The sequence below is a fragment of the Prosthecobacter gellanilyticus genome (assembly GCF_007992435.1).
In the GTDB taxonomy this organism is placed as follows: Bacteria; Verrucomicrobiota; Verrucomicrobiia; order Verrucomicrobiales; family Verrucomicrobiaceae; genus Prosthecobacter; species Prosthecobacter gellanilyticus.
This window is the reverse complement of record NZ_BKAG01000074.1, coordinates 1-21,242: the sequence shown is the minus strand read 5'-3', so window position 1 is coordinate 21,242 and position 21,242 is coordinate 1. Positions and strand designations below refer to the sequence as shown.

Annotated in this window: 14 protein-coding genes; 9 read left to right on the top strand and 5 right to left on the bottom strand. The window is 60.1% G+C overall.

Annotation, left to right across the window (positions count from 1 at the left end):
- The coding region (locus BGE01nite_RS27170; protein WP_174770065.1) for an immunoglobulin domain-containing protein at nucleotides 1–3,024 on the top strand (3,024 nt) is incomplete at its 5' end.
- A gap of 16 nt (nucleotides 3,025–3,040) precedes the next feature.
- Here the strand turns inward: BGE01nite_RS27170 and BGE01nite_RS27165 are convergent.
- Both BGE01nite_RS27165 and BGE01nite_RS27160 read right to left on the bottom strand, forming a co-directional pair.
- On the bottom strand, nucleotides 3,041–3,958 hold the full coding sequence (locus tag BGE01nite_RS27165; protein ID WP_146855793.1) for a metal ABC transporter substrate-binding protein: 918 nt from the start codon (nucleotides 3,956–3,958) through the stop codon (nucleotides 3,041–3,043).
- 26 nt (nucleotides 3,959–3,984) lie between these two features.
- Nucleotides 3,985–4,764, bottom strand: a complete 780-nt coding sequence (locus BGE01nite_RS27160; RefSeq protein WP_146855791.1) for a transporter — start codon at nucleotides 4,762–4,764, stop codon at nucleotides 3,985–3,987.
- A gap of 136 nt (nucleotides 4,765–4,900) precedes the next feature.
- On the opposite strand from BGE01nite_RS27160, the gene mntR reads away from it, so the two are divergent.
- On the top strand, nucleotides 4,901–5,353 hold the full coding sequence (gene mntR, locus BGE01nite_RS27155; protein ID WP_146855789.1) for a transcriptional regulator MntR: 453 nt from the start codon (nucleotides 4,901–4,903) through the stop codon (nucleotides 5,351–5,353).
- A 141-nt stretch (nucleotides 5,354–5,494) separates the two neighbouring features.
- Here mntR and BGE01nite_RS27150 read toward each other — a convergent pair whose 3' ends face one another.
- Together BGE01nite_RS27150 and BGE01nite_RS27145 are read right to left on the bottom strand one after the other, a co-directional pair.
- On the bottom strand, nucleotides 5,495–6,331 hold the full coding sequence (locus tag BGE01nite_RS27150) for a serine hydrolase (RefSeq protein ID WP_146855787.1): 837 nt from the start codon (nucleotides 6,329–6,331) through the stop codon (nucleotides 5,495–5,497).
- Nucleotides 6,332–6,357: 26 nt separating this feature from the next.
- Complete coding sequence (locus BGE01nite_RS27145) at nucleotides 6,358–7,284, bottom strand: nucleotidyltransferase family protein (protein ID WP_146855785.1); 927 nt, start codon at nucleotides 7,282–7,284, stop codon at nucleotides 6,358–6,360.
- 171 nt (nucleotides 7,285–7,455) lie between these two features.
- Here BGE01nite_RS27145 and BGE01nite_RS27140 point away from each other — a divergent pair, with 171 nt between their 5' ends.
- The 5 genes from BGE01nite_RS27140 (at nucleotide 7,456) to BGE01nite_RS27120 (ending at nucleotide 18,147) form a co-directional block, all read left to right on the top strand.
- Nucleotides 7,456–8,361, top strand: a complete 906-nt coding sequence (locus tag BGE01nite_RS27140) for an alkaline phosphatase family protein (protein WP_170267100.1) — start codon at nucleotides 7,456–7,458, stop codon at nucleotides 8,359–8,361.
- A 318-nt stretch (nucleotides 8,362–8,679) separates the two neighbouring features.
- Nucleotides 8,680–9,060 carry a BlaI/MecI/CopY family transcriptional regulator gene (locus BGE01nite_RS27135; protein ID WP_146855781.1) on the top strand — a complete coding sequence of 127 codons (381 nt, stop codon included), beginning with the start codon at nucleotides 8,680–8,682 and terminating at the stop codon, nucleotides 9,058–9,060.
- Between the two features lie 24 nt (nucleotides 9,061–9,084).
- Nucleotides 9,085–11,289: a M56 family metallopeptidase gene (locus BGE01nite_RS27130; protein WP_146855779.1), complete on the top strand. Its 2,205-nt coding sequence runs from the start codon at nucleotides 9,085–9,087 to the stop codon at nucleotides 11,287–11,289.
- Nucleotides 11,290–11,439: 150 nt separating this feature from the next.
- Nucleotides 11,440–16,782 (top strand): beta strand repeat-containing protein, encoded by a 5,343-nt coding sequence (locus BGE01nite_RS27125; RefSeq protein ID WP_146855777.1) that lies wholly within the window; start codon nucleotides 11,440–11,442, stop codon nucleotides 16,780–16,782.
- Between the two features lie 78 nt (nucleotides 16,783–16,860).
- The gene (locus BGE01nite_RS27120; RefSeq protein WP_146855775.1) at nucleotides 16,861–18,147 is read left to right on the top strand and encodes a DUF1552 domain-containing protein; all 1,287 of its coding nucleotides are present in this window, start codon (nucleotides 16,861–16,863) and stop codon (nucleotides 18,145–18,147) included.
- Between the two features lie 10 nt (nucleotides 18,148–18,157).
- Here BGE01nite_RS27120 and BGE01nite_RS27115 read toward each other — a convergent pair whose 3' ends face one another.
- Nucleotides 18,158–18,694, bottom strand: a complete 537-nt coding sequence (locus tag BGE01nite_RS27115) for a pyridoxamine 5'-phosphate oxidase family protein (protein WP_146855773.1) — start codon at nucleotides 18,692–18,694, stop codon at nucleotides 18,158–18,160.
- 481 nt (nucleotides 18,695–19,175) lie between these two features.
- Here BGE01nite_RS27115 and BGE01nite_RS27110 point away from each other — a divergent pair, with 481 nt between their 5' ends.
- Both BGE01nite_RS27110 and BGE01nite_RS27105 read left to right on the top strand, forming a co-directional pair.
- Nucleotides 19,176–20,369 carry a tyrosine-type recombinase/integrase gene (locus BGE01nite_RS27110; RefSeq protein ID WP_170267099.1) on the top strand — a complete coding sequence of 398 codons (1,194 nt, stop codon included), beginning with the start codon at nucleotides 19,176–19,178 and terminating at the stop codon, nucleotides 20,367–20,369.
- Nucleotides 20,366–21,172, top strand: coding sequence for a hypothetical protein (locus tag BGE01nite_RS27105; protein WP_146855769.1), 807 nt, complete (start codon nucleotides 20,366–20,368; stop codon nucleotides 21,170–21,172). The genes BGE01nite_RS27110 and BGE01nite_RS27105 overlap by 4 nt, the downstream gene beginning before the upstream one ends.
- Nucleotides 21,173–21,242 lie beyond the last annotated feature (70 nt).

The window sequence follows — 21,242 nt, the reverse complement described above, 5'->3', positions numbered from 1 at the left end:
GCTGGCCTGCGCTCCGCCACCCTTCGCCTGACGAGCAATGACGCGAATGAAAACCCTTTTGACCTGGTGCTCGAGGCCACGGGTGTCCCGCCTGCGCCGCCCAAGTTCACCACGCAGCCCCAGAGCCAGCTTGTGCTCCTGGGTTCGCCAGCAGACTTTGCTCCGGTCGTCACGGGAGATCCAGTGATCAGCTATGAGTGGAAGAAAGGCACCGCCACACTCAAGCAGGGCATCCAGCCCGGGTTCAGCATCGCCCTCACCAAGCTTGCGGATGTAGCCGCCTACACCGTGCTGGCTGACAACCCCGTCGGGCCCCCGGTATCGTCCGATCCCGTCTACCTCGGCCTCATCACGCCCAACCAAGGCACGCAGATCCTCAAGGCGGGCACAACCCTGACCGTGAAATGTACCGTGACAGCGCCCGCAGCGCCTGGTGTGAAGGTCAAATATTCCTGGCGCCGGGTCGGTGATTTGTTGCCGCTGGAAAATGGTCCGCTGGCGGACAATGGCCCGGTGGTCTCCGGGGCTGACAAGGCCACGCTGAGCATCTCCAAGATCCGCGCGGCAGACGCAGGAGCCTACACCTGTCTGGTCACGCTCGACACACCCGGCAATGATCCAGAGCTCACGAACGGCCAGGTGCAGTTGGTGGTGGTGGATGCCGCGTCGGTGATCAGTTCCATCCCTCTGCCCGCCTCGGTTTCCGTTAGCGAGAGCCTGGATAAAACCATCACGGCCACCCATTTCCCCACAAGCTTCACCGTCACCGGACTGCCCAAGGGATTGAAGATGGATTCCAAAACCGGCCAGATCACCGGCAAGCCCACGGAGCCGAGCAAGAAGGACAAACTGGGTGTCTACATCCCGAACAAAATCACCTTCAAGGCCACCAATGTCTGGGGGACCGGTCCGGGCGTGGATTTCTACATGACCATCGAGGCGCTTGACCCCTCGGTCGTCGGCACCTTCCACGGCATCGTGGCGCGCTCTGCTCACTCGAACTTCGGTCTCGGCGGACATGCGCAGATCACCGTCAGCTCCACGGGAGCAGTGTCGGGCTCCGCCACGCTCGCGGGCCAGAAGCACACGCTGGCCGGTGCGCTTGATAGTTCGTTAGGCGATGGCCCGACGGCGAATCTCACCATCAAACGGACCCCCGCCACACTGGGTGACTTGCAGTTTGTGATGAGCATCGTCACGGGTGAGAACCTGCTCCAGGGCCGGATCATCGACCCAGGCTTTGAACAGACCACGAGTGAGATCGCCCTCGGTGATTCATCTGCGCCAGGCCTGGTCAATGGTTCTGCGGAAGAGGCGCGCTTTAACACCCCGGGTGGCATCGCCATCCTGCCCGGAGGCTCGGCCTACGTCTCTGACACGGGCAATCACGTCATCCGCTTCATCAGTTCCCCCGCAGACTCTGTCGCCAGCTTTGCTGGCTCGTCATCGCCTGGTTTCATTGACGGCAACGGCACGGCGGCGCGCTTCAAAAACCCAGAGGGTCTCGCGCTGGATGGTGCGGGGAATCTCTTCGTGGCGGACACTGGGAATGCCACCATCCGCAGGATCACACCCGGCGGTGCGGTGGTCACCATGGCTGGCTTCGCCGGTCAGACCGGCAGCACCAATGGCATCGGCAGCGAGGTCCGGTTCGTCGCGCCTTGCGCCCTTTGCTTTGATCCGGCTGGCAACTTGTACATCGTGGACCGCGGCAGTCACCTCATCCGCAAAATGACCCCTGCTGGCGTGGTGAGCACCCTGGCCGGCAAGGCTGGCGTATTTGGACACAAAGATGGTTCGGGCGTCTCCGCCCTCTTCAAAAGCCCGCGTGGCATCACCTATGATCCGGTGCTCAAAGCCCTCTTCGTCACTGACACTCAGAACCGTGTGATCCGGAAGGTCACTCTGACCGGTGCTGTCACGACGTATGCCGGATCACCCGGGGTGGAGGCGTATGCGGACGGGCTTCTGGCCAATGCACGCTTTGTGAAGCCGCTGGGCATTCTCTCACTCGGGAACGGCACGCTCGTCGTCGGAGATTCCCGGCTGGTCCAGATCCATGTCAGCGGCGTCGCTGCCGCCATCTCCGAACTCTTGGACACGGAGAGCTCGCTCGATCACCCGGTGGCCCTCGGCTTCGATGCCAGCAGAGGCACCCTCATGGCCGTGCATGACCGTCTGCATGTGCTGACCCGCCATGAGAGTGATGAACCGCTGCAGAACGCCCGGATTGATGCGCGGCGCAGCACCTGGACCACGACGAACCTCGTCCTTCCGGCTCAGCAGGGCCTCTTCAACGCTGTGCTCGAAACCACCGCACCGTCTGACGACACCACCTTCCCGTCGGGTGACGGCTATGTACAGGCCAGCATCAGCAAAAACGGCGTGGCCACCTGGGCAGGCAAGGCCGCTGACGGCTCCACCCTGACCTTCGGCACCTTCATGTCCTCTGACCGCAAGATCCCGCTGCACGTCTCCCTCTACCAGAACACCGGCAGCCTTCAGGGGGAAACCTTCATCACCACGCCTGACCTCGACCTCATCCGGCACAGCACACCGGCGCTTGATTGGTACAAAATCCCCCAGTCGTTGATCAGCAAGGACCGGAGTTACAAGAGCGGCTTCCCGCTGCACGCCTTGGAGCTCTACGGCGGCAAGCATGTGCCCAACCATCTTCACACCTGCCTTGGCCTAACGAACAGTCCGGCCACGCTCGGCCTCGGCTTCACCGCGTCCCTCATCAGCGGCTTCACGCAGAACTTCACACTCACATCGCCGAATGCTGTGGCTGTGTCTGCAAACACCCGGAGCTTTGACCTGAAGATGGATCCCAAGACCGGCGTCTTCACTGGCAGCTTCAAGGAAGGCAGTCCTGCCGCCACCGTGCCTTTCTCCGGAGTCCTTATTCGCTACGCCGCCGGCGAGAACCTCCGTGAAGGTCGCGGCCACTACCTTGTGCCCGCCTCCACCTCCAGCACCGCGCCTGTTCAGTCCGCACGCGTCCGGCTGGGAACACCTCCCTGAGACGCGCCTGCGAAAATCACGGCGTGCCTGCCACGTGGCCCAGGAAGGCCTTCACCAGGATGTCAGCATTGTACTCGAGCAGCTTGAGGTAGGTCGGGGCCACACCATTCGCCTCTGTCAGCGAATCGACATAGAGCACGCCGCCAAATTTGGAGCCCGTTTCCTTGGCCACCTGCTGCATGGCCTTGTCACTGATGGTGCTTTCGGAGAAGACGACCGGGATCTGGTTCGCGCGGATGCCATCCACCACCTTGCGCACCTGCTGCGGAGTGCCTTCGGAATCCGCATTCACGGGCCAGAGATAAAGCTCCTTCATGCCATAGTCGCGGGCCAGATAGGAGAAGGCGCCCTCGCAGCTCACCAGCCAGCGCTGCGCTGCGGGAATGGTCTCCAGCTTGCGGCGCACCGGTTCATCCACCGCCTTCAGCTTCTCCGTGTAGGCAGCCGCATTGGCCGTATAGGTGGCTTCATTTGCGGGGTCCAGCTTCACCAGCGCGAGGCGGATGTTCTCCACGTACTTGATGGCATTCGCAGGAGACATCCACGCATGCGGGTTGGGTTTGCCGTTGTAGGGACCTTCACTAATGCTCATCGGGGCCACGCCCTCGCTGATGACGGCCGCAGGCACCTTGCGCACCTGCTGGAGGAACTTTTCAAACCAGCGCTCCAGGCCCAGGCCGTTCCAAAGCACCAGATCCGCCCCCTGAGCCTTCACCAAATCCATCGGCGTGGGCTCGTAGTCATGGATCTCCGCACCGGGCTTGGTGATGGACTCCACGATGGCTGCGTCTCCGGCCACATTCTGCGCCATGTCCTGGATGATGGTGAAGGTGGTGAGGACGCGCTTCTTGCCAGAGTTGTTGGTCGCGGTCTTTTCGCCGCAGGCAGGCAGGAGGGCGAAGACACCGAGGATTAGAAGCAGGCGGGCGAGCATGGAAGGAAAAAGGAGGCGGGGATGATTTAGAAACGAACGCTGACACCGGTGAAGACGCCGAAGTCTGGTGCGGCCCGGTTCAGGCCGATGCGCACGCCGGTGTCGAGGATGAGGCTGTCCGTCACAGCAAAAGTCAGGCCGGTATCAAACAGCGCCTGGTAATCCGTATCCTCACCGGCGATGCCGACCAGTTCCAGATACATGCCGAGCTTCTCCGTGAGAGTGATGCCCATAGTGGCGGAGTGCAGCCACTCGAGATCGTAACCCTGGGTCTCCGCATCGTGCACCATGTCCATCTCCCCCATGAAGCCGAGCGAGATGCGGTCCGAGACCGAAACGCCGAGCGGCATGATCAAACCTCCTGACCACGCCTCCTCACTCACCTGGGTGTAGGTGGGAATGCTCACATAAGGCATCAGCGCAAAGGCCGTGGTGCCGCTGTCATTGCCCCAGAGGTTCTGCTTGTAGCGCACGGTCACGTCTCCAAAGCCACTGGCACGCGGGCTGCCGGTCTCACGGGCCTGCGTGTAGCTGTCCACGATGATCTGCAGATCCGAGTCATGGGTGACGCCGATCTTGAAATTGATCTGTCCAAAAATCCACTGATCGGCCGAGCCTTCACCGCGGTTGGCGTCACGGCTGTAGTCAAAGAAGCTCGCCTCGATCTGATACAGGCCTGCAGGCACGGAATAGGGGGACTCCGTGGTATCTGGGCGGTCCGTGCTCATTTCACGCACCGTCGGCTCCAAGGCGGAGAGAGGTGAGAAAGCGGCGATCAGGCTGAGAAAGGAAAGCTTGGCTGACATGGAAAACTTAGGTTGGCCTAAATCGTGTGCCTTCACAGTCAGCGCAAGTACATTTTAGGCTGGGCTAACTTTGCTAGCTCGGCCTCCAAAGTTCCCCTTTGCCAGAAGCGCGTTCCAGATGCTTCTTCACCCTCACATGCCAGCCGCCAAGCGAAAGGAAACCACCGCTCACGTCCATTCCCCCGCCATCGAGGACTACCTCGAGCAGATTCACAATCTGATCGAAGGGAAGGGCTATGCCCGCGTGGTGGACATCGCGAAGAACCTGGGCATCTCCCAGGCCAGCGTGACGAACATGATCCAGCGCCTGGATGCCGAAGGTTACGTGGTCTATGAGCGCTACCGCGGCGTGATCATGACCGAGTCCGGCAAGAAAATCGGCCAGGAAATCGCCCGCCGTCATGAGGTGCTCACGCGCCTGCTTTCCGGCTTCGGCCTGGACCCCAAGACGGTGCATGAAGACGTGGAAGGCATGGAGCACCACATCAGCCGCCAGACCCTGGACGTGCTGACCCTCCTGATGGAAGAGCTCGAGGGCAATCCCGAGCTGCTCAAAAAACTCAAGAAGCGCCTGAAAAGCAGCAGCTAGAGGTGCGAACCGCCGAATGGATGGCCAGCTTCTTTAACCACCAATGGACACTAATTTACACTAATGGTCCAATCCCTCTGCGGCTTGGTCATTAGTGTCCATTAGTGTTTAACAATTTTTGCTTTGACCCAAGGTGATGACTCACCCCACATACTCACGATAGAGTCCGCCAATCATGGCGCCTAACGGAATGTTGGATTTGCCAGGGGCGAAGTTTCCACGCGAGAAGAGCGTGATCGCATACGGCGTGGAGCCGTTGTAGAAGAAGACGGCCTCATGGTCCCACTCACCATAGTTGCCGGTCTTGCTGCCCGCGTAGGTGATATGGCGTGGCAGGTAGAGCCTGCCAAAGCTGTACTGGTCACGCCTCATGCCTTCCAGCAGCAGCTCGCAGCCATGCTCGAGGCGATAGTTCACACATCGCTCGAGGAACTCCGCGTAGAATCGCGGCGAGAGCTGATTGCCGAGCACATCCGCCTGCGGCAGGTGGTAGCGCCACTTGAACATCGCCTCATCTGAAGGCGTGAGCCGCGACTGCAAGGCCACCCAGGAAGCGTTCACACTCTTCTCGCACACATAGACGATGTGCATGAACTCGTTATAGGAGCACGCACCCTGGCGCTTTTCCAGCAGCATGGCCGCGATGGGTGGCTTCGGCATCGAGCCGCCAAAGAAAAGACGATCTGACTGATGCTCCACCAGATACTGGCCGGTGTGCAGGTTCTTCACGGCATAACCAATTCTGGAATCCGTGCGATGAGCTCGATAGAAGCGATCCAGCTGCGTGGTCCAGGCTCTGCCAAGACCCCCATAGGGCCGGTAGTGAAAGCGCGCGCCTGAGGCCAGGAAGCGCTCATGAAACTCCCACTGCGCCGTATTGCGCCGCGTGGCTCCACCACCGGTGGTCACGCATCCCGTCAGCGCTGCAGGCGCCGAGGCGAGCATGGCGCGAAGCCAGTCACGACGGGAGTGGGACATGAGAGAGGGAGGACCAGGGAACGAAGCTACAGGTCGGCACCTTCACGAATCTCAGTGGCGGTGATGCCACTGCGGACGATGCAGCGCTTCAACCGGGAGCTGCCCGTGACGCGGGCGCCAGGCCAGAGCACGCAGTCCTCCAGTAAAGCGCCCGCCTCGACCACCGCATCGGGGCCGATGATGTTCAGGCCGCTGAGTTGCGCTTCGGAAGAAACCTGCGCCGTCGGGTGGATGGCAGGCGCGGGATTGCGACCGCTTTGCGCGAGAGCTTGATGTGCTTCCAGGTAAGCCGCGCGGCTGCCGAGATCCCACCAGTCACCTTCGTCGAGCACGATGGCGCCGAGTTTCCCCTGCTGGATCAGCGTCAGGAAGATGGGGATGACGGACTCCACCTTTCCTGGCGTGAGCCACTCATGAAACTCCGGCTCACAGATGTAGATGCCCGTGAAAAGATGCGTGCCGTCATTGCCCGTGCCGAGCTTGTTGCGGATGTCGATGACGCGGTGCGTCTCCGCATCATAACCGATGTGCAGCGCCGGGCCGCTGCTGCGCAGAGCCAGGGTTACCAGATTGCCACGCTCTCTGTGTTCACGGATCAGCGGCTCCAGCGGCAGCGTGGTGAGGATGTCCCCATTGTAGACGATGAAGGGCTCCTCACCCAGCAGGTCACGCACATTGGCGATGCCGCCGGCGGTTTCCAGACGCACCGGTGCCTCGTGCCGGAAAGCCACCGGAGACTCGCCATATTTGCCCTCTGGAAAAGTGCGCGCGTAGGCCTCGGGCAGGTGATGCGTGTTCACCACAAAGGACCGCACGCCTTCGGCCAGGAGGTGGTCGAAGGCATAGGTGATGAGCGGCTTGTGAAAGACGGGGATGAGGGGCTTGGGGAGCTGGTCGGTCAGCGGACGCAGCCGCTCTCCGAGCCCAGCGCCGAGGACGAAGGCTTTTTGCACCGGCGCGCTTTAGGCGGGGCAGGGGAGGCATGCAAGCCGGGAAGAGTTGAGGATCTCCCGCGCATTCTCAAATGCCAGAATCCACCGGTGCCGGTGGCTGCCGCGTCATTCTCCTGGATGTCTGAAAAACCTTGGATGAAGCTGCCCGGAACCTCGTTTTGCTCTACCCCCATGATCCGTCCGCTCGTCTGCCTCTTCCTTCTTCCCCTGCTGGCCGCTGCTGCTCCGCGCACGGAGCATGTCTTCATCTTCAGCTTTGACGGTGGCAACCCGACTTACATGCAGAAGGCCGGCATGCCGAATTTCCAAAGGCTGGCCGCCGAGGGTGCGCACACCTTTGTGGCGAACACGATCATCCCTTCGAAGACCCTGCCATCCCACACCTCCATGCTCACGGGCGTGGACATCTCCAAGCACGGCATCGACTGGAATGTGCTCATGCCGCTGAAGGGTCCCGTGAAGGTGCCGACCATTTTTGAACTGGCCAAAAAGGCGAACCCGGCCACCTCCACCGCCATCTTCTGCGGCAAGATCAAGTTCCGCCATCTCTGGAAGCCCGGCACGCTGGACATCCTGGACTGCGATGGCCCCTATGATGACACCCCCGTGCCAGCGACTGAGGAAGCCAAGCTGGTGCCCGCCGGCACGGTGGCCGAGCGCGCCGCTGCCTACATCCTGGAAAAAAAGCCCGTGCTCTGCTTCATCCATCTTCCGGACGGCGACACCTTTGGACATAAAATTGGTTGGGGCAGCCCGGAGCAGCTCAAGGCATTCCAGGACTGCGATGCAGCCCTCGGCAAGGTGCTGGAAGCCATCGACAAGGCAGGCTTGAAGGACAGCAGCACCCTCATCCTCACCGCTGATCATGGCGGTCGTGAAAAGAATCATTTCTGGCCTGTGTCGGAAGACATTCACATCCCCTGGGTGACCTGGGGCAAAGGCGTGAAGAAAGGCCACGCCATCGAGAAAAAGACCATCATGACCTACGACACCGCCGCCACTGCCCTCTGGCTGCTGGATGTGCCATTGCCTCCCGAGTTCGACGGCGAGCCTGTGGAAGAGGCTTTTGAGAAGTGACTGCGCGCGCTCGTGTCATTCCCGGGAAAGTCTTTCTAACCACGAATGGACACGAAGAAACACGAATGACCAAGCCATCGAGGCGACACTCGCATCCATTGTAGAGGCAGGCGTCAGCATGCCTTCTGGGAGGATGACAGGCGTGGAGAGCGCGAGACGCATGAAGGAAGACTCACGTCTTCCTCTACATCAAGTTTGGGACATTCGTGGTTGTATTTCCGGCTTCCGATACCATCCAAGGCGATGGTCACTACATTTGTAGTTGTCATTTCACGACAAATGTAGTGGAATGAGTTTAATCCAAAAAATCACACCGTCATGCCCACCCCACCTGACATCTCTGATTCCGAATGGTCCGTCATGGAGGCGCTCTGGGAGCGTGCTCCGCAGACGGCTTCTGAAATCACCAAGACCCTGCGTCCGGTCACAAAGTGGGCGGAGAACACCGTCCGCACCCTGCTGACACGACTGGTTGAAAAAGGCGCGCTCAAAACGGCTGAGAACGACAGCGGCACGCGCACTTATGCTCCGGCCGTGAAGCGTGAGGCCTGTGTGCGCGCGGAGGGCGAGTCCTTCATGCAGCGCATCTTTGGCGGAGCCGCAAAGCCGCTGCTCGTCCACTTCGCCCAGAACAGCAAGCTCACCGCCGAGGAGGTGAAAGAGCTGAAGAAGCTGCTCGACCAGTCGCTGAACAAATAGGTCACACCCAACCAACCATCTGCCATGAACTCGCTTGATCTGATTTTTGACTGGCTGCTTCAGGCCAGCCTTCGCGCGTCCATCCTCACCGTGGTCGTGCTTGTGACTCAACATCTGCTGCGCAGACATCTCAGCGCACGTCTTCTACATGCGCTGTGGCTGCCGGTGCTCATTGTCACGCTGATGCCCGTCTGGCCGCAGAGCCGCTGGAGTGCTGAGAGCATGATCATGGAGGCACGTCCCGTGATCATCAGCGCTCCGGCAGCACCAGCCAAACCGACACCTATGGCAAATCAGGCACCAACTGTCGTTCGAGCCGAGCGAAGCCTGCCCTGGGCTCAGATAGGAGCCTTCATCTGGGCTGCTGGCAGTGTGGGTTTCACTACCACGGGCCTGATCTCTCTCAGCTCCACACTGCGGAGATTTCGAAAAACTGCATGCACGCCAGATGCCGAGGTCATTGATGTGGTAGCATCATTAGCTAGGCAGATCGGACTCAAGAAGACACCCTTGATCTGCCAGTCAGAGGCCATCTCAAGCCCTGCAGTGGCTGGTTTGTTCCGTCCTGTGCTTCTGCTGCCGGCGAACTTCGCGCAAACCTTCACCGCTCACGAAGCGGAGCTCGTGCTCAAGCATGAGCTCATGCATCTCAAACGCGGAGATCTGATCATGAATGCGCTGCTGTGCGTGCTGATGGCGCTGCATTGGTTCAATCCACTGCTCTGGCTGGCCTTTCATAAAGCACGCATCGACCGCGAGGCCGCTTGTGATGAGGATGTGCTGCGCCACGGCTCACCTGATGAGCGCTGTGCCTATGGTCATGCGCTGCTCAAGGCCGAGTCCGCCTTCTGCCCGCGTGGATGGAGCCTGGGTTTCGTCGGCATCTTTGATCGCGGTGCGGGTCTGCGCACACGCATCCGCGCCATCGCCAGCCCGGGCAGCCGACATCCTCAAATGAAGCTTCTCGCGTGCATTCTGATGGCTCTCATGACCTACCTGGGTTCCACCCAGGCTCAGTCAGGCAGCGCAGAGAAGAACGGGTCCGGTCCCTTGATCGATACCACGTTAGGCCCGGATCTCAGCAAAGGCTCTGCCAGTGTGAAAAGCAGGGCAGATCTCAATGGTCCGGCAGTGGTGATGGACGTCCAGGTCATCGACATGCCCTCGAATGCCAAGCTCAAACTGCTTTCTGACCGGGTGACTCAGAGGAAGGGCATCACGGTCATGAATCTCCCCGTGGGCACCGCGAATCGTCAGCGGGATCAATTGATCGACGAAGCCGGCGGCACCAGTCTGTCCCGGTCACGCGTCTACACTGTCAGCGGGAACGAGGGGCGCATCGAGGTCAACACAGGCGGCAAGCCACCTGTCGATGCGGCCTCCTTTGTGGGCACCCGCTGCTCCCTGCTGCCAACGATTCAAGGCAACTCCGTGAACCTCGACGTGAAGATCGAGCACGCCACGGCTTCGGGACAGGGCATGGTCATTCAGACCACAGAGACTTTGGAGAATGGTGCCAGCATCTTGATGGGCAATCTGCACGACGTGGCAGGCAAGCCCACCTTCCCGCTGTTTCTCATCACTCTCGCCTGGAATGCTAAGGAGGCACCGATGACGAAGAAGATGCAGAGCATCATCATTCCCAAGGTGCAGTTCCGTGACGCGACTTTGGACGAGGCGCTGGAGTTCCTTCGAATCAAAGCCCGGGAGCTGGACACCAGCGAATCTGACTCCGACAAGCGCGGTGTGAACATTGTGCTCAAAGCCAAAGCACCAGACGCCAGGATCACCCTGGACCTCATCAGCGTGCCTCTGGATCAGGCCCTGAAGTACACCACCGAGCTCGCTGGTCTGGACTACTGGATCGAAGGCAGCGCGGTCGCCATCACGGCCAAGGCCAAGGTCTCAGGAGGTGAAAGGCCGGATCAATCCAGCGCCCCCAAAGGCGAGGCCGTGGACAAGGCCAAACAAATGATTCTACCCAAGGTGCAGTTCAGACAGGCCTCGATGGAAGAAGCTGTGGAGTTCTTCCAAGTCAAAATGCGGGGTGATGCCGGCATGGCAGGGATCAACCTGCTCCTCAAACCTGGAGGCCCCAAGGCGCTGATCAGCATCGACCTGCATGACATTCCGCTTTGGGAGGCCCTGCGCTATGTTTCTGAACTGGGAAACCTCACTCTGGCAGCCGAGGACAAGACCATCACGCTCAGTCCTCCGGCGACGAGGTAAAGGCGTGAGTCAGCGGACGGAGAAAGGCACCAAAATACATGGAGAAAACTGTTAAAAGTTAGGTCGGCCTAACGTCTAGACTTGCCTTCGTCGCAGGCCCTAGTCCATTTTTGGTGCATCTAGGCCAACCAACCCGTTTTCTCTGCCTTCATGCTCAAACGCTCTCTGATCAGCGCGCTGTCCTTTTTGACCGTGGTGGCGACCACGCAGGGCGCGAATCTCACCTGGAATGGCGGGGGTGCGAATGACAACTGGTCCAGTGCGCTGAACTGGTCTGGAACGGCTTTTACGGCAGGGGACACCTTGCAATTCAGCGGCAGCACGCGGCTCACTCCGGTGAATGACCTGGCGGCGGACACGGTGGTGGGCAGCATTGATTTCCTGAACAATACCCTCGCCAGCACCGCAGCCTTCTCGCTGAGTGGGAATCGCATCACGCTGGGCGGCAATATCACCACCACAGCGGTGACGGGTGGCACGTTCAACGCCTCGATCACGGACCAGATCAATCTGGACATGGTGCTGAATGCCACGCGGAGCATCACCGTGAACAACAATGCGGACAAGACTCACAACCTGACGATCAATGGCGCCATCAGCGAGACTGGCGGCAGCTTTGGGCTGGATGTGCTGGGAGGTTCGCGACTGACGCTGGCTGGCTCGAACTCCTATTCAGGGCCGACAACACTCGGCGGCACTGCGGTGGTGGTATTCTCTCATGCAAATGCTCTGCCCGGTGGCATGGGTGCCACCGGCGGCACTAGCGCGCTGACCATTTCCGGTGGCATCGTGGGTCTGGGTGCCGGTGACTTCACACGTGGACTGGGTACCGGCGCGGATCAGGTCAGGTGGACTACGGCAGGCGGCTTTGCGGCTTTTGGTGCGGACCGGGCGGTGAACATCGGCGGAGCTGGTGCCACGATGGTGTGGAACAGCGGAGGCTTTGTGCCGACGGGACAAGCGCTGCTCTTCGGGTATAGCAATGGCACGGACTCGCAGGACTCGTCGCACATGGTGAGCTTCCAAAATCCGATCGATCTGAATGGCGCCGTGCGCACGATCACGGTGAATGACGGTAACAATGGGACGACAGCATTGATTGATGTCGACCTAACCGGTGGTGTGATCAATGGCACGGGCACGGGAGGCCTGACGAAGAATGGCCCCGGCACGTTGAGGCTCTCGGCGGCGAGCACCTACACAGGCCAGACCTATGCGAATGGCGGTGTGCTGCTGCTGAACCATGCGAATGCGGTGCCGGGAGGCATCGGCACCACCGGCGGCACGAGCAATCTGCGCATCGGTGGCAGCGGTGTGATCGGTCTTGGCGTGGGAGATTTCACCCGCGACCTCGGCACTGGTGTCACCCAGGTGCAGTGGACCGGCGGCGGCGGCTTCTCGGCGAATGGCGCGGACCGTGTGGTGAATATCGGCGGCGCGGGTGCCACGATGACCTGGGGCGTGGGCGGCTTCGTGCCGAATGCGAGTGCCCTCAATCTCGGCACCACCTCGGCAACTCACACGGTGGATTTTCAAAACCCGATTGATCTCGGCAGCACCACGCGCTCCGTGGACATCGGCGAGGCGGTGGCTGTGTCGCTGGATGCGATCATCAGCGGAGCGATCAGTGGCACGGGTGGCCTAACCAAAAACGGTGATGGGACACTGGCGCTGACCTCTGCAGCCAGCAACTACACGGGCCAGACCTACCTGGCGATCAACACCACGCGGGTGAACAAACTTTCGAACTTCGGCCAGGCAAGCTCGCTCGGCGCCGGCACCGCGGGAACACCGATCATGATGAGCTCACAGTTCCGCACCGGCACGCTGAACTATGTGGGCACCGGTGACAGCAGCGACCGCACCTTCATGTTTGGCCCGAGCAACACCACCTATACGAATGGCGGCATCATCCAGAACAATGGCACGGGCGCGCTGACCTTCACAGCAACGACCTTCAACGATGCGATTCCCGGCGTCACGGTGGCACGCACGCTGACTCTGGGCGGCGCCAACACTGCCGCGAACACGATCTCGGGTGTTATTCAAAACTCCAGCACCGGCACAGGCGGCCTGTTAAACGTGACGAAAGTGGATGCAGGCACCTGGGTGCTCTCTGGTGCGAACACCTACAGCGGCACCACCACCCTCTCGGCAGGGGCGCTGCATATCAATTCCGCCTCCGCCATTGGTCCGGGACCGTTCACGTTCAGTGCCAACGGCACCACGATTGACAACAGCAGCGGCGGCGCCATCACACTGACCACGGCGAACGCCATGACCATCAATGGCAGCTTCACCTTTTCAGGCACCCAGGATCTGAGCTTCATCAACGGTACTTCCTTGATGTCCGCCAGCCGTGTCTTGACGCTGAATGGCACGGGCCGCACGCTCACACTCGGCACGCTGACGCTGACCACCGCGACCAGCACACTGACGGCAAACCAGACGGACGGCAGCCAGCTCAAGATCAATGGCATCGTGCTTTCGGAGAGTAACCAGTCACGCTCGTTGACCATCGCCGGCAGCGCCAATGTGGAGGTGATGGCTGGGGTGACCGATGGTCCAGGCACTGGCGCGGATAACCTCAGCTACACGGGCAGCGCCCATCTCAGGCTCAGCAGCAACAACACCTACACCGGCACGACCACGCTGAACGGCACTGGTGGCATGCTGACGCTCGCCGGCTCGAGCGCCACAAGTCTGGTGACCTTGACAGCGGGCACGCTGAACATCAATCACACGAATGCCATTGGCTCCGGCACGCTGGACATCAATGCCGGCACGATCGACAACACCAGCGGCTCCGCCATCACGGTGGCCACCGGCAATTTGGTAACGCTGGATGGCAACTTTGCCTTTGGTGGCAGCAATGACCTGAGCCTGGCCAATGGGACTGCCTCCACCTCAGGTGGCCGCACCATCACGCTCAATGGCACAAACAAGACCCTGGCCTTTGGCCCCCTGAGCATGACCAACACGCTCACCACCACGGTGAATGACACGGGCACGGGTAACAAACTGTCCTTCGGCGGGCTCGTGCTGGCGGAGAACAACCAGGCCCGTACGCAGACCTTCACCGGCAGCGCTGCGATTGACATCACCGGCGCGGTCACGGATGGCACGGGCACCGGCGCGGATGGATTGAGCTACACTGGCAGCAACGTGATGCGCCTCATGGGTGCCGGAAACTACACCGGCACGACCACCGTGAACACCGCGACTGGCACGCTGCGCACCACGGCCACTGGCAGCATCGGCAGCGCCGCCCTGGTTTTAACGCAGGGAACCGTGGAGCTGAACAACGCCGCGCAAACCGTGGGCGCCATCACTTTTGGTTCGACCACCACCACGACCCAGACCGTGGCAGCGACGATCAATCTCAGCGCGGGCACCACGCTGACCCAAACAGGCACGCTGCTGGCCAACGACAATGTCAACGGGCAGGCTTCCTTCATCAATGGCGGCAGCATCGACATCAATGGCACACGCACATGGACGGTGGATGACAGCGCCGGTGTCGATGCGGATCTGACGGTCTCCTCTGCGATCAAGAATACAGGAACGGCCGGCACCTTCACCAAGAACGGACCAGGTCGTCTTGTGCTCAGCGGCAACAGCACCTTTACGGACACCTTCGCCATGGCAGATGGCGTGGTGCGAGTCGAGCACGCGAATGCCCTGGGCTCCACAACCGGCGGAACCACGCTCACTAGCGGACGCGCGCTGGAGCTCTCTGGCGGCATCAGCTTTGCGGCAGAGAACCTGTCTCTCACAGGCACGGGTGTGAACTCTGGGGGCGCGCTGCGCAACGTCAGTGGCACGAATGTGTGGACGGGCACCATCGACCTCGCCGGTGATGCGCGCATCAATGCAGATGCAGGCACGCAGCTCACCGTCTCCGCCATCACCGCAGGCGGCACCAGCCGGGACGTCACTTTCGGCGGCAGCGGCGATATCATCGCGAGCGGCAGGATCGGCTCCGGCGGCACCACGCCAGTCGATCAAGTCATCAAAGATGGCGCAGGCACGCTGACGGTGAGCAACGCTAGCAACGACTTCACCAGCACCTTCACCGTGAACAACGGCACGCTGAAACTCGGCGCTTCACAGGTCATTCCTGACGCGGAGAACCTGGTGATCAACAAGGGCGTGGTGGATCTGAACGGCTTCACGGAAACCATCACCGCGCTGACTCTCGGCAATGCCACGACGACCGTGGCCGGCAACACCGCGAGCATTGTGGACAATGCCGGCGGCGGCATCCTGAGGCTCACGAACCTGGTGACCTACAATCCGGGCAGCGCCGGATTTGAAAACGGGCAGGCACTGATCTCTGCCGGCCTGGACCTGAACAATGCCACGCGCTCCCTGGTGGTGAATGACAATGCCACGCTGAGCGAGGAGATGCACATCTCCGGCGTCATCAGCAACAGCGGCGCCAGCGCGGCTGGCATCAACAAGAACAATGCCGGCACCCTGGTGCTCTCCGGAGCCAATACCTACAATGGCAACACGGCCGTGAATGCGGGCGTGCTGCGTGTCGCAAACAACCAGGCTATGGGCACCATCGGCACGGTCTCACTGGCCAACACGGACGCGGTGCTGGAGCTGGCGAACGGCATCAACATCTCCCGAGGGCTCACCGTTTCTGACACCGGGAATAACAAAGAATTGCGTTTGCAGGCCGGCGCTGCCAGCGCGGAGTACAGCGCCAGCATCGGCATCTCCGAGACCACGGCGGGCAATTTTGATGTGTCGGCCGGAACAGGTGGCCGCTTCATGCTCAGCGGAGTCATCGGCGGGACCGGTGCGGCAGGGCTCTCGAAAGAAGGTGCGGGCACCGTGGTCGTCACCAACATCAACACCTACACCGGTGGCACAAACGTCAATGCAGGCACGCTGGAGGTGAACAACGCCAGCGGCAGTGGCACGGGCACCGGAACCGTCACCGTGGCCAGTGGAGCCACGCTGGCCGGTGACGGCGGCATTACCGCGAACAGCGGTAATTTTGTCTTCATCAATGGCACGCTGCAGGTGGGGGCTTTCGGAGCCTCGCAGGGTTCGGATTTCAGCCTGACGACAAGCGGTGCCGGCAGCGCGGATTTTGAGGCTACCAGTGTCCTCTTGATGGATCTTTGGTCCACCACGGGCACGGATCAAACCGCATTGCTCGCGGCGGCGGACATGCTGCGCTTGTTCGGCACGGTGGACATCACCGCAGGCGCCACGTTGAAACTGGACAACCCCAACGCCGTCGCCTTCCAGTCTGGAGATGTGTTCCGCTTGTTCGACTGGACCGGCGCCACGCGCACGGGAACCTTCACGCTGGATCATAGCGCGCTGAATCTCTCGCCTGGGCTGAGTGTGGATACGACAAACCTGTACAGCACTGGCACGGTCAGCATCACAACCGGAGCCATCCCTGAGCCCGGACGTGTGGCTCTGCTGATGCTGGGACTGATGGCCATGATGAGACGCCGACGGGCGTAGGGGGGCGTCTTTCCACGCCTTTTCTGCCAAAGTCACGGCTTCTGGCCCGTTTCAGCCAGTGCTCCGCCTCGCACCGCCATGAACATCGCCACCAAACGTCATCTCGACCGCCGCGCCTTTCTGCGCGGCACTGGAGCTGTGCTTTCACTGCCGTTCCTGGAGGCCATGGTGCCAGCCTTTGCCACACGTGCCCAGGCCGCTGTGGGACAGCCTCCACCGCGCTTTCTGGCCATGTGCGCCACGCTCGGCTTTCACACGCCGTTTTTGTTTCCGCAGGAGACGGGTATGGACTACACGCCCACACCTTATCTGGAGCCGCTGAAGGATCTGCGCGGTGATTTCTCCGTGATCTCAGGCCTCCAGCATATGGAGCAAAATGGCGCGAATGGTCATACCTCGGAGATGACATGGCTGACCTCGGCCAAGCATCCGGGGCTCGCTGGATTCAAGAACACGATTTCCATCGATCAGCTCATCGCCGAAACCGTGGGCACGCAAACACGCTTTCCAAGCTTGGTGTTAGGCACTGGCAATGAGTCGCTGTCGTGGTCGGCCAGTGGCGTGCCGTTGCCGGCAGAGAGCTCCCCTTCGAAGGCCTTCCAGCAGCTCTTTGTCGATGGCACGCCGAAGGAGATCGAGGCACAGGTGCGCGGCTTGAAACGCGGACGTAGCATCCTGGACACCGTCATGGGCCAGGCGAAGAAACTGCATGGCGAGCTCGGCAAGCGCGACCAGGAAAAGCTGGACGAGTACTTCAGCGCCGTGCGTGATCTCGAAGGCCGCCTGGTGCAGAACGAAGAGTGGGCTCAGAAACCGAAGCCCAGGGTGGACGCCAAGCCACCGACGGACATCCAGAGCCGTACCGATGCGATCGGGAAGATGAAGCTTCTGCAGGATCTCGTGCTGCTCGCCTTGCAGACAGACAGCACGCGCACCGTCACCCTACGTCTCAGTGGCATGAATGCCGTGCCTGAGATCGAAGGCGTGAAGAACGACTGGCACAACCTTTCTCATCACGGCCAGGACCAGGCGAAGATCGATGAGCTGAAAGTCATCGAGACCGCTGAGTTCGCCGCGCTCGGCGATTTCCTGCGCAAGCTCAAAGCCACGCAAGACAATGGCCGTCCACTACTTGATACGACGTCCGTCCTCTTCGGTTCGAACCTCGGTAATGCGAGTGCGCACAGCACCGCGAACATCCCCATGCTCTTCGCCGGTGGTGGCTACAATCACGGTCGCCACATCGCTGTGGACAAGGAGAAGCATGTGTTTTCAAATCTCTTTGTATCCGTGGCCCAACGCATGGGCGTGGAGACAGACAAGTTCGGCTTTAGCACTGGGGTGCTGGATATAGATCAGGCGTGAGGAGCGAACCTCACAGCTTCAGCTTGCCTTCGATGGAGTCATCCAAGGTCTTCCCGAGAGCCGCACCCACCATCATCTTGATACCGGCGACCATGTTCCCGTGCTTGGTGTCCCAGTAGTAGCCATCCGTGGGCGTGACTTTGATCACGGTGATGCGTGGATCATCCACACCTTCGGTGAACCAGGTCTTCACCACGAACTCCCACAGCTCTTTGATCTTGGCTTTGTCACGCGAAACAGTCGCGTGGCCATTCAGCATGAGGAAGTCAGAATGCGCCGACCCTTGGAAGAAAAGCCTCACCGAAGGATCCGCCGCGATCTCGAGGTTCTTGTGACTGTCGTCTGCACTGAGAAACCAGAGGTTCCCTTCATCGTCCACTTGCTGCACACTCATCGGCCGGGCACCGCTTGATCCACTGGTGGTGACGGCGGTGCAAAAGAAGCAGGTCTGCGCTTTTTTGACGATCGTTTTGATCTCGTCGATCGCGGCCTTTCCACTGAGGTCCGCATGAGTATCTTCAGGCTGCTGGCGATTGATGGAGTCCATGGTGTTTACCCATCTATCGGCTCAGCGGAGGGTGGGTGATTGTCTGAGCGGAGCCTCAGGGCGTGATTTTAGACCCGTTCGGCAGTATCAAGCGAGGAGCATGCAGATCATGGGTGATATGCTTGAGGGCCAGATGAGTGATGCCAGTCTCTATGCCAGCGTGGCGATTGGGGGGTGCTCCTCACCGGTTTACATACCCTTTTCCGTCGAGCATTGCGTTCTAGTGGACAATGAAACATCGCAGGATACTCATGGACCCGGGTGGGCGTGTTCTTGCTTTGATTCTCAAAACGGGGGGTCATGCGCCACTTACGCTCCAACTCATTGGTTATCAGCCGTCCCCGTAGTTCAATGGATAGAACGAGGGTTTCTATCCTCCCCCGGCCAAAACGGCCGATTCTATCGAGGGAAGACAAGCTCAGACACCCAAAAACAAGGGTGGACATTCTTACTTTTATTCTTACTTTTTTGGCCACTTCGCATGGCCTCACTTTGGAAACATCCGAACTCGCCCTTCTGGACGGCTTGCTACACCGATGAGACCGGCAAGCAGGTCAAGAAGACCACCAAGCAGACCGACCGACGTCTGGCGATGAAGGCCGCTGATGCGTTTGAGGAGTCAGCCAAAAAGGCCCGCGCCGTTGAGCTTACCGGCGCCGCCGCTGTGAAGGTCCTCAACGAGCTGATGGAGCGAACCCACGGCGAAGGACTCGATACCCGTTCCACCCGGCAGCACTTCACGGACTACCTTACCGGCCTGAAAGCTCGCGGCACCAAGGAAGCCAGTCTCAAACGCTACAAACCCATTTTCGACGGCTTTCTAGCCCATCTCGGCGATGCCAGGGCCAACGCTCGTCTGGCGAGCGTTTCCGGCCAGGAAATCGAAGCATTCAGGGATCACGAGATGCAGGCTGGCAAAACCGCAGCCACCGCAGGCTTTGCTCTCAAGGTACTCAATGGCGTCTTTGAGGACGCCCGGCGCAAAGCTGCCATCCTCCACAACCCCGTGCCCGATGTGCTCAAGCGCATGGCGCACACCGCCAAAGCCACCAGCGAGGAACGCCACCCCTTCACGAATGATCAGGTGACTGCACTTCTAACTGCCGCCGACACAGAATGGCAGGGAATGATCCTCCTCGCCTACCACACCGGGATCCGCCTAACCGATGCCGCCAACTTGACCCGCACCAACCTCGACGGCAAATTCCTCCGCTTCCGCGAGGCCAAGACCGCCCACCGCAAGCAGCGAGCCAGCGAACGCGAAACCGTCGTCGTCCTGGCCGCAGATCTCGTGGCCTACTTCAAAAGCCAGCCAGTCCCGATGAAGAAAGACGCCCCATTGTTCCCATCACTTCACGGAAAGAAGCCAGGCAGTGCAGGCGGGCTCTCCAACACCTTCGCTCGCCTCATGGACACAGCTGAAATTGATCGAGGCCAAGGCAAAGCACGAGAAGGCAAAGGCCGCCGCTTCTCCGCGCTGTCATTCCACTCTCTCCGGCACACCATGATCTCACGCCTCGCCAACTCCGATGTCCCCGAGTCCGTCGCCAAAGCAATGTCGGGCCACTCAACCGACGAAGCCCACCGCCGTTATGTCCACCTCGACACCGAGGCCCAGGAAAAGGTGGTGGCGAAAGCGCCACGTCTTTGGAGCAAACAAGGAGCCGCAGCATGAGTGGTGGCCAGCACGAACCCCCCTTACCATTCAACCTTTCCAAGGAAGGTCTTGCATCAGCCATTTACACGCAAGCATTGAATGTTTGGGACGCCAACACGCCTCAGACAAAGGCAGAAGCCAAGCAGTTGTTCGACACACTTCGCGAACAAACTGGATGGCACTTTGTCGACTGCCTCCAAGGCCTCTTCAACCTTTACAGGCACAAAGATGGGCGATGGTCAGCACAATTGTCTCTTGAGCTGCAAGCGAGGGTCAATTCAATCAAAGCCAATACTCACACAGACACAGAGGCTAAGGCGGTCACAGAGGCCATTTATACCTTGGGTGCGTGCGCCAATTTCCCGCCCGGTGCTACTCAGAACCGCCTCCAGACAGTTAGCGCAAAAGTCGTCTACGAAACGCTGCATGAGCATTTGATGCCGCGCCTCCGCGCAATCATGTTGGCAGACCCGAAGTCCAAAAAGTCTCTCGCAAAAAAACTAAAGAAGGATCTAGCGGACGCGATTGATAGTTACGCATCTCCCGATGGCACTGAGCCACGGCAAAATGCGTCGAGCGTAAATGTGGGTGGGTCTCATGGGGAGCAATCACGGCTTCTCATCGAAGTGCTCGCCATTGAAGTAGTACGGCAATATGTCGAGCGACGTCAAAAGCTGCCCACCAAACAAGCCGTTCAAGAACTACTGATAAAGAAGTATCCCAAAACAGGCGAACTCAGCAGCGCGAAGTGGGCGAAGTTGTGGAAGCAAGCAGGGCTGGAGAATCTGCCGAAAGCAGCGCGTTGGACGAAGAAAAAATAACCTCACGATTTTGGCCCACTTTTCGTGAGGGTGATTGATCGAGTCCATTGTTGTCCCTGCGAGATTCTGG

Excerpts from the sequence above, each read along its gene's own strand:
- BGE01nite_RS27165 (WP_146855793.1), bottom strand. The coding sequence starts at position 3,958 with ATGCTCGCCCGCCTGCTTCTAATCCTCGGTGTCTTCGCCCTCCTGCCT.
- BGE01nite_RS27160 (WP_146855791.1), bottom strand. The coding sequence starts at position 4,764 with ATGTCAGCCAAGCTTTCCTTTCTCAGCCTGATCGCCGCTTTCTCACCT.
- mntR (WP_146855789.1), top strand. The coding sequence starts at position 4,901 with ATGCCAGCCGCCAAGCGAAAGGAAACCACCGCTCACGTCCATTCCCCC.
- BGE01nite_RS27150 (WP_146855787.1), bottom strand. The coding sequence starts at position 6,331 with ATGTCCCACTCCCGTCGTGACTGGCTTCGCGCCATGCTCGCCTCGGCG.
- BGE01nite_RS27140 (WP_170267100.1), top strand. The coding sequence starts at position 7,456 with ATGATCCGTCCGCTCGTCTGCCTCTTCCTTCTTCCCCTGCTGGCCGCT.
- BGE01nite_RS27135 (WP_146855781.1), top strand. The coding sequence starts at position 8,680 with ATGCCCACCCCACCTGACATCTCTGATTCCGAATGGTCCGTCATGGAG.
- BGE01nite_RS27130 (WP_146855779.1), top strand. The coding sequence starts at position 9,085 with ATGAACTCGCTTGATCTGATTTTTGACTGGCTGCTTCAGGCCAGCCTT.
- BGE01nite_RS27125 (WP_146855777.1), top strand. The coding sequence starts at position 11,440 with ATGCTCAAACGCTCTCTGATCAGCGCGCTGTCCTTTTTGACCGTGGTG.
- BGE01nite_RS27120 (WP_146855775.1), top strand. The coding sequence starts at position 16,861 with ATGAACATCGCCACCAAACGTCATCTCGACCGCCGCGCCTTTCTGCGC.
- BGE01nite_RS27115 (WP_146855773.1), bottom strand. The coding sequence starts at position 18,694 with ATGGACTCCATCAATCGCCAGCAGCCTGAAGATACTCATGCGGACCTC.
- BGE01nite_RS27110 (WP_170267099.1), top strand. The coding sequence starts at position 19,176 with ATGGCCTCACTTTGGAAACATCCGAACTCGCCCTTCTGGACGGCTTGC.
- BGE01nite_RS27105 (WP_146855769.1), top strand. The coding sequence starts at position 20,366 with ATGAGTGGTGGCCAGCACGAACCCCCCTTACCATTCAACCTTTCCAAG.